Source organism: Segeticoccus rhizosphaerae, from assembly GCF_009192725.1.
In the GTDB taxonomy this organism is placed as follows: Bacteria; Actinomycetota; Actinomycetes; order Actinomycetales; family Dermatophilaceae; genus Segeticoccus; species Segeticoccus rhizosphaerae.
The window spans coordinates 1-7,560 of record NZ_VOHR01000190.1 but is presented as its reverse complement, the minus strand read 5'-3'; the positions used below and the strand labels follow the sequence as shown (position 1 = coordinate 7,560).

At 70.6% G+C, this 7,560-nt stretch carries 6 protein-coding genes; 1 reads left to right on the top strand and 5 read right to left on the bottom strand.

All coding sequences use genetic code 11. The features are described 5' to 3' along the window. Positions 1-673: bifunctional riboflavin kinase/FMN adenylyltransferase (gene ribF / locus FRW57_RS14330; protein ID WP_238999436.1), on the bottom strand; the 673-nt coding region annotated here is incomplete at its 3' end. A 110-nt stretch (positions 674-783) separates the two neighbouring features. On the opposite strand from ribF, the gene lpdA reads away from it, so the two are divergent. Then, positions 784-2,178, top strand: a complete 1,395-nt coding sequence (lpdA, locus tag FRW57_RS14325; protein ID WP_137123390.1) for a dihydrolipoyl dehydrogenase — start codon at positions 784-786, stop codon at positions 2,176-2,178. Positions 2,179-2,281: 103 nt separating this feature from the next. Here lpdA and FRW57_RS14320 read toward each other — a convergent pair whose 3' ends face one another. From FRW57_RS14320 to infB, 4 genes are all read right to left on the bottom strand, one after another. Next, on the bottom strand, positions 2,282-3,937 hold the full coding sequence (locus FRW57_RS14320) for a cyclic nucleotide-binding domain-containing protein (RefSeq protein WP_152186307.1): 1,656 nt from the start codon (positions 3,935-3,937) through the stop codon (positions 2,282-2,284). Between the two features lie 89 nt (positions 3,938-4,026). After that, the gene (gene truB / locus FRW57_RS14315; RefSeq protein ID WP_137123392.1) at positions 4,027-4,971 is read right to left on the bottom strand and encodes a tRNA pseudouridine(55) synthase TruB; all 945 of its coding nucleotides are present in this window, start codon (positions 4,969-4,971) and stop codon (positions 4,027-4,029) included. A gap of 1 nt (position 4,972) precedes the next feature. Then, positions 4,973-5,434, bottom strand: a complete 462-nt coding sequence (gene rbfA / locus FRW57_RS14310) for a 30S ribosome-binding factor RbfA (protein WP_137123393.1) — start codon at positions 5,432-5,434, stop codon at positions 4,973-4,975. A 112-nt stretch (positions 5,435-5,546) separates the two neighbouring features. Beyond that, the coding region (infB, locus tag FRW57_RS14305) for a translation initiation factor IF-2 (protein ID WP_152186306.1) at positions 5,547-7,560 on the bottom strand (2,014 nt) is incomplete at its 5' end.

The window sequence follows — 7,560 nt, the reverse complement described above, 5'->3', positions numbered from 1 at the left end:
CATACACGCCTTCGGCCGGCACCAGCCCGGCGCTGTCGCCGGCCAGGTTGGCCGTGGGGAAGCCGAGCTCGCGGCCACGGTGGGCTCCGTGCACGACCACCCCCGCAACCCGGTGCAGGCCGCCGAGGACGTCGGCGGCGTGCTCGACGTCGCCGGCGGCGATGGACGAACGCACCTGCGTCGAGGACCAGCGGTGGCCGTCGCCGACATCCCCGAGCACGACCACCTCGAATCCGAGCTGGGCGCCGAGCTCACGCAGCGTGTCCACGTCGCCGGAGTTGTGCACGCCGAAGCGGGTGTCCTTGCCGACCACGACCACACAGGCGCCGAAGGGCTCCACGAAGTACTGCTTGACGAACTCCTCGGGGCTCAGCTGGGCGAATTCCCGCGAGAACGGCTGCACCAGCACCCCGTCCAGGCCGGTGGACTCGAGCAGCTCGAGCCGATGGGCCAGGTCGGTGATCGGCTCCGGGGCGCGCTCGGGGTGCAACACGGCGAGCGGGTGCGGGTCGAAGGTGATGGCCACCGCGTGGGCCGAGCGCTCCCGGGCCAGCCCGACCACCGTCGTGAGGACCGCCCGGTGCCCGCGGTGGACGCCGTCGAAGTTGCCCAGGGTCAGCACACACGGCCCGAAGCCCGGCGGGATCTGGGAGAGGTCGGTCCATCGCAGCACGTCCGACACTCTAATGGCGGGGCGTCCCCGTCCCGCAGTCCGCCGTCCCGCCCGACCGGAGCCACGGAGCGGGGTGGGCGCGCCGCAACGGGACCGCATACATTGTCCCCATGAGCTCTCACTTCGACGTTGTGGTGCTGGGTGCCGGACCGGGCGGGTATGTGGCAGCCATCAGGGCTGCACAGCTCGGCCTGTCGACGGCCATCGTGGAGGAGAAGTACTGGGGAGGTGTCTGCCTCAACGTCGGGTGCATCCCGAGCAAGGCCCTGCTGCGCAACGCCGAGCTGGCCCACGTGTTCAACCACGAGGCCAAGACGTTCGGCATCTCCGGCGAGGCGACCTTCGACTTCGGCGCGGCGTTCCAGCGCAGCCGGACCGTCGCCGACGGACGCGTCAAGGGCGTCCACTTCCTGATGAAGAAGAACAAGATCACCGAGTTCGAGGGACGCGGCACGTTCACCGACGAGCACACCCTGCAGGTGGCGCTCGGCAAGGGCGGCGAGGAGACCCTGACGTTCGACCACTGCATCATCGCGGCGGGCGCCAGCACCAAGCTCCTGCCCGGCACGACCCTGTCCGACCGGGTCGTGACCTACGAGGAGCAGATCATGACCGAGGAGCTGCCCGGCTCCATCGTGATCGCCGGCGCCGGCGCGATCGGCGTCGAGTTCGCCTACGTCCTCGCCAACTACGGGGTCGAGGTCACCATCGTCGAGTTCCTCGACCGGATGGTGCCGCTCGAGGACCCCGAGGTCTCCAAGGAGCTGGCCAAGCAGTACAAGAAACTCGGCGTGAAGGTGCTCACCTCGACCAAGGTCGAGTCGATCGACGACTCAGGCGACAGGGTGAAGGTCACCGTCAGCAAGGACGGCAAGGAGCAGGTGCTCGAGGCCGACAAGGTGCTGCAGGCGATCGGGTTCGCGCCCAACGTCGAGGGCTACGGCCTCGAGGCGGCGGGCGTGAAGCTCACCGACCGCGGTGCCATCGACATCGACGGCTTCATGCGCACCAGCGTGCCGCACATCTACGCCATCGGCGATGTCACGGCCAAGCTCATGCTCGCCCACCTCGCCGAGTCCATGGGCATCGTCGCGGCCGAGACGATCGCCGGTGCGGAGACCATGGAGATCAACTACGACATGGTCCCCAGGGCGACCTACTGCCAGCCGCAGGTCGCGGCCTTCGGCTACACGGAGGAACAGGCCAAGGAGCGCGGGCACGAGGTCACGGTGGCCAAGTTCCCGTTCATGGCCAACGGCAAGGCGCACGGCCTCGGCGACCCCTCCGGTTTTGTCAAGATCGTGGCGGACGCCGACACCCACGAGATCCTCGGGGCCCACATGATCGGCGCCGACGTCGTCGAGCTGCTGCCCGAGCTGACGCTGGCGCAGCAGTGGGACCTGCGCACCACCGAGGTGGCCCGCAACATCCATGCCCACCCGACGCTGAGCGAGGCCCTCAAGGAGGCCGTGCACGGCATCGAGGGGCACATGATCAACTTCTGAGTCCTCCTCGTGGGACGACCCCTTGGCTTCCGTGCCCGTCGGTATGACGTCTCCCGGCGGGCGGCTGGTGAGCGCCCAGGTCGGCGTGGCGGTGTCCACGGCCTCACGACTGGTCGCCCGCCCCATCCGCGTCGCGCGCCTCTCGCACGTCCCAGCCGCGGTCCGGATCGCCCGAGAGCCGCTGCGTCGCGATCTCGTCGGCCGCCACCGCACTCACCCGGTTGCCGGTCACGGCGCTGAGGAAGTCGACCCGCCCCAGCGCGAGCGTCGCCAGGTCCGAGCCGGCCGTCACCGTGGCGGTCCGCGGCAGGTCTCGCAGCAGCGCGATCTCGCCGAAACCGTCCCCGACCCCGAGGGGAGGGCGAGGGACCCCGTGCACGGTCACGTTCGCCGTCCCGCTCTCGATGAGGTGGAAGACGTCGGCCGGTTCGCCCTCGACGATGACCTCGGCACCGGCCACGTAGCGCCGCCGCTCGGCCACCGCCAGCAGCTGCTCGACGGACACCAACGGCAACGGCGTGAACTGCGGCAGGCCACGCAGCAGCTCGAGCTCGGGGCCGGGCGCCGGCATGGCACGGTCCACCCGGTGGCAACGGACGGCATACAGGCCTGCAACCGCCAGCAGCACCAACCCGAGGAACAGCAACGTCCGCCCTGTGCCGGCGGCTCTCGCCAGCGACGGAGCCGCGAACGACCCCAGGGCGGAGGCGCCGAAGATGATCAGCTCGAGGGCACTGAGGGCACCGGCGGCGTGCCGCTGACCGACGACCCGCGGGATCAGCGTGTAGAGGCCGCCGTCCTCCATCGCGTTGCCGATGCCGATGACGAAGAACGCGGCGTATGCCGTCGCGGGCGTCGGCCAGAGCCCCAGCACGACGAGCGGCAGCCCCCACAGGAGGATCCCGCCGCAAAAACTGCGTGCCAGCCGGGTGACCCGCAGGACCGACGAGGCGATGACGCCGCCCGTCAGGCCGCCCAGGCCGATCATGGCGGTGAGCCAGCCCACCGCCCCGTCGTCCAGGCCGAGGACGTCCAGCGAGAGGACCACCACCAGCACCAGAAGCACGCCGCGGGTGAAGACCTGCAGCGCGGTCATCACGATGGCGCCGCCGTGTGGGATCACCCCGTTGAGCTCGGCCGCGCCCGCGAGCATGTCCCGCGGGCCGCCACCTCGTCCCGCGGTGCTCCTCACGGCCTCGGGTGGCAGCCGCAGCAGCCGCAGTGCCACCGCTGCCCCGGCCACGAGTGCGGCACCCGCGACCAGTCCCGCGCCGGGACCCCAGAGGATCAGCAGCAAGCCACCTCCGGCCGGCCCGACCAGGGCTGCCGCGTTCTCCACCATGGTGGCCCGCACGTTGGCGGTGCTCAGCTCGGCGGGTGTGCGCACCAGCCAGGGCGTCATCACCGCCTGCACCGGGCGGTAGGACCCGGACAGGGACGCTGCCAGGCAGGTCGGCACGATCACCAGCACCGGCCCCAGACCGGCTAGGACGGCGAGGGCCGACGCCGCGCCGAGCACCGCCCGCGCCCCAGTCGTCACGCGCAGCAGCCGATCCAGCCCGAGCCGCACGCCGAGGCCGGTCACGACCGGTGTGGTCACCGCGGCCGGGAGCACGGAGGCGACGCCGTAGACCGCGACCAGTGCTGCGCCACCCGTCTGGAAGGTGTAGACCAGCATCGCGACATGGGTCACGAGGGCGCCCGCCGTCGAGAGGCCCCAGCCGAGCAGGACGCGTCTGACGTCCGGCAGACCGCGCATGGTCCACCTTCCCGCCCCGGCTGCGGCCGGGCAACCACTTCTCCCGAATCAGCGGCGACGCTTCCGCCCAGCTCGAGCCGGCCGGTGGATCAGGAAGGAGCGAAGACCACGTGCGTCCGGGCCAGCGTGGCGCTCTCATCCAGCATGGCGACCAACCTGCCGTCCGGCGCGATCGCGGCAACCGGTTCGTCGCGCTGCCGGCTCGACGGGATCCGCTGGCCATGTCCCACCGCCACCGCCTCCGCCTCGGACAGCTCACGCACTGCGAACGACTCGCGCGCCGCCTGCGCCAACGAAATGAGCGGTATGACGGATCCCGCCCCCTCCCCGGCCCTCTCCTGTTGCTCGGCCTCCCACGCCTCCTGCAGCTGGCCGAGGGGATGCGCCTGCTCCAGGCCGAACCGGCCCACTCGTGTCCGCCGTAACGCAGTGAGGTGTCCCCCGGCCCCGAGGGCCGCCCCGAGGTCGCGGGCGAGCGCCCGCACATAGGTGCCCGAGGACACGTCGACCACGACGTCGACGTCACGCACGACCAGACCACCGACCTCGTGGACCCGCTGCCCGCGAACCTCGAACCGGCTCACCGTCACTCGCCGGCCCGGAAGCTGGACGTCCTCACCCGCGCGGACCCGGGCGTAGGAGCGCTTGCCGTCGATCTTGATCGCGCTCACGGCGCTGGGGACCTGCTCGATGTCCCCGGTCAGCGCGCACACGGCCCGCAGCACCGCGTCGTCGGTGAGGTGGGTGACGTCATGCGCCTTCGTGACCTCGCCCTCGGCGTCGTCGGTGATGGTCGACAGCCCCAACCGGATCGTCGCCTCGTAGGACTTGTCGCAGCCGACCAGGAAGGTCAACAACTTGGTGCCGCGGCCCACCCCGAGCACGAGCACACCGGTCGCCATCGGGTCGAGCGTCCCTGCGTGTCCCACCCGGCGGGTCGCACAGAGGCGCCGCGAGCGAGCCACGACGTCGTGGCTGGTCCACCCGGCCGGCTTGTCGATGACCAGCAGGCCGTCACCGACCGATGCCGGCACGTCAGGAACGCTCGCCACCCTCGCCTGCGCCCGGTTGTTCCTCGACGGGCGGGCGCTTGTAGGGGTCGGGGTCGCCGGCGTGCTTGGCCTTCGCGGCCGCCGCGGCGAGCTCCGCGTCCCGCAGCTTGGCCTGGACCAACAGGTCCTCGAGGTGGGCCGCCCCCTCCGGGATCGCGTCGGCGATGAACTCGATGCTCGGGGTCAGCCGGATGCCCGTGCCCTTGCCGACCGCCGTGCGGATCTTGCCGCGCGCGGCCTCGAGTGCCGCCGCCGTGTCGGCCCGCTCGGCCTCACCGCCGAAGACGGTGTAGAAGATCGAGGCGTGCTGCAGGTCGCCGGTCACCCGCACGTCCGTGATGGTGACGAAGCCGAGGCGCTCGTCCTTCACGCGGTGCTCGAGGTACTCCGCCACGATGACCTTGATGCGGTCCGCGACCTTGCGTGCCCGTGCCGGATCAGCCATGACCCTCACCCTCTCAGTTGCCGGTGCCCCGGGGGGACAACCCCGTGTGCCGTGTCGACCGCCCGCGAGGGTGACCATGCGGTATGCCGCATGGTCACCCTCGCGAGGATGGTCAGGTGCGGGGCTTCTCGCGCAGCTCGTGCGTCTCGATCACGTCACCGACCTTGATGTCGTTGAAGTTGCCGAGGTTGATGCCGCACTCGAAGCCCTCGCGGACCTCGGTCACGTCGTCCTTGAACCGGCGCAGTCCGGAGATCTCGAGCTTCTCGGAGACCACCGTGCCGTCGCGGACGAGGCGGGCCTTGGTGCCACGCCTGATCTCGCCGGAGCGGACGATCGAGCCGGCCACGTTGCCGAACTTGGAGGAGCGGAAGACCTCGCGCACCTCGGCCGTGCCGAGCTGCACCTCCTCGAACTCCGGCTTGAGCATGCCCTTGAGCGCCGCCTCGATCTCCTCGATGGCCTGGTAGATCACCGAGTAGTAGCGGATCTCGACGCCCTCGCGGTCGGCCACGTCGGCGTTCTGGCCCTCGGCCCGGACGTTGAAGCCGATGATGATCGCGTCCGAGGCCATCGCGAGGTTGATGTTGTTGAGCGTGATCGCACCGACACCGCGGTCGATGATGCGCAGGTCGACCTCGTCGCCCACGTCGATCTGCAACAACGCGTCCTCGAGGGCCTCGACCGAACCCGACACGTCACCCTTGAGGATGAGGTTGAGGGTCTCGACCTTGCCCGCGGCGAGCGCCTCGGTGAGGTCCTCCAGGCTGATCCGCTTGCGCGCCTTGGCGAGCGAGGCCTGCCGGTCGGCAGCCTCACGCTTCTCGGCGATCTGGCGAGCGGTGCGGTCGTCCGGAGCCACGAGGAACGTGTCACCGGCGCGGGGCACCGAGGCGAGACCGAGGACCTGGACCGGCCGCGACGGACCGGCCTCCTGGACGTTGTCGCCGTGCTCGTCGAGCATGGCGCGCACGCGACCGTGGGCGCTACCCGCGACGATGCCGTCACCGACGCGCAGCGTGCCGCTCTGGACCAGGACCGTGGCGACCGCACCGCGGCCGCGGTCGAGGTTGGCCTCGATCGCGACACCACGCGCGTCCTTGTCGGGGTTGGCCCGCAGGTCGAGCGCGGCGTCCGCGGTGAGCAGGACTGCCTCGAGCAGCTGGTCGATGTTCTGCCCCTCGCGGGCCGAGACGTCGACGAACATCGTGTCGCCGCCGTACTCCTCGGCGATCAGGTTGTACTCGGTCAGCTGTTGACGGATCTTCTGTGGGTTGGCGTCCGGCTTGTCGATCTTGTTGACGGCCACCACGATCGGCACGTCGGCCGCCTGCGCGTGGTTGAGCGCCTCGATCGTCTGCGGCATCACGCCGTCGTCGGCCGCCACCACGAGGATCGCGATGTCGGTCACCTTGGCACCACGGGCACGCATGGCGGTGAACGCCTCGTGACCGGGGGTGTCGATGAAGGTGATCGCTCGATCTTGGTCCTCGTGGTTGGTGTGGATCTGGTAGGCACCGATGTGCTGGGTGATCCCACCGGCCTCGCCCTCGGCGACCTCCGCGTGACGGATGGCGTCGAGCAGCCGGGTCTTGCCGTGGTCGACGTGGCCCATGACGGTGACCACGGGCGGCCGCGGCTGCAGGTCCTCGTCGTCCTCCTCAGCGGACTCCGCGTCGAGGTCGATGTTGAACGAGCTGAACAGCTCGCGCTCCTCGTCCTCGGGTGAGACCACCTGGATCTCGTAGCCGAGCTCGGCGCCGAGCAGGCGGAAGGTGTCCTCGTCGAGCGACTGCGTCGCCGTCGCCATCTCACCGAGGTGGATGAGCACGGTCACCAGGCTCGCCGGGTCGGCGTTGATCTTGTCGGCGAAGTCGGTCAGGGACGAACCGCGACGGACCCGCACGATGGTCGAGCCGTCGCCGCGAGGGACGCTGACGCCGCCGATCGAGGGCGCCTGCATCTGCTCGAACTCCTGGCGCTTGGCCCGACGCGACTTGCGACCGCGCACGGGACGGCCTCCACCGCGCCCGAAGGCACCCTGGGTGCCGCCGCGGCCACCGGGACCGCGTCCGCGGAAGCCGCCGCCGCCACCGGGACGACCGCAAGTCGCGTCGGGACAAGCG

Coding starts and splice junctions, on each gene's coding strand:
- lpdA (WP_137123390.1), top strand. CDS start 784: ATGAGCTCTCACTTCGACGTTGTGGTGCTGGGTGCCGGACCGGGCGGG.
- FRW57_RS14320 (WP_152186307.1), bottom strand. CDS start 3,937: ATGCGCGGTCTGCCGGACGTCAGACGCGTCCTGCTCGGCTGGGGCCTC.
- rbfA (WP_137123393.1), bottom strand. CDS start 5,434: ATGGCTGATCCGGCACGGGCACGCAAGGTCGCGGACCGCATCAAGGTC.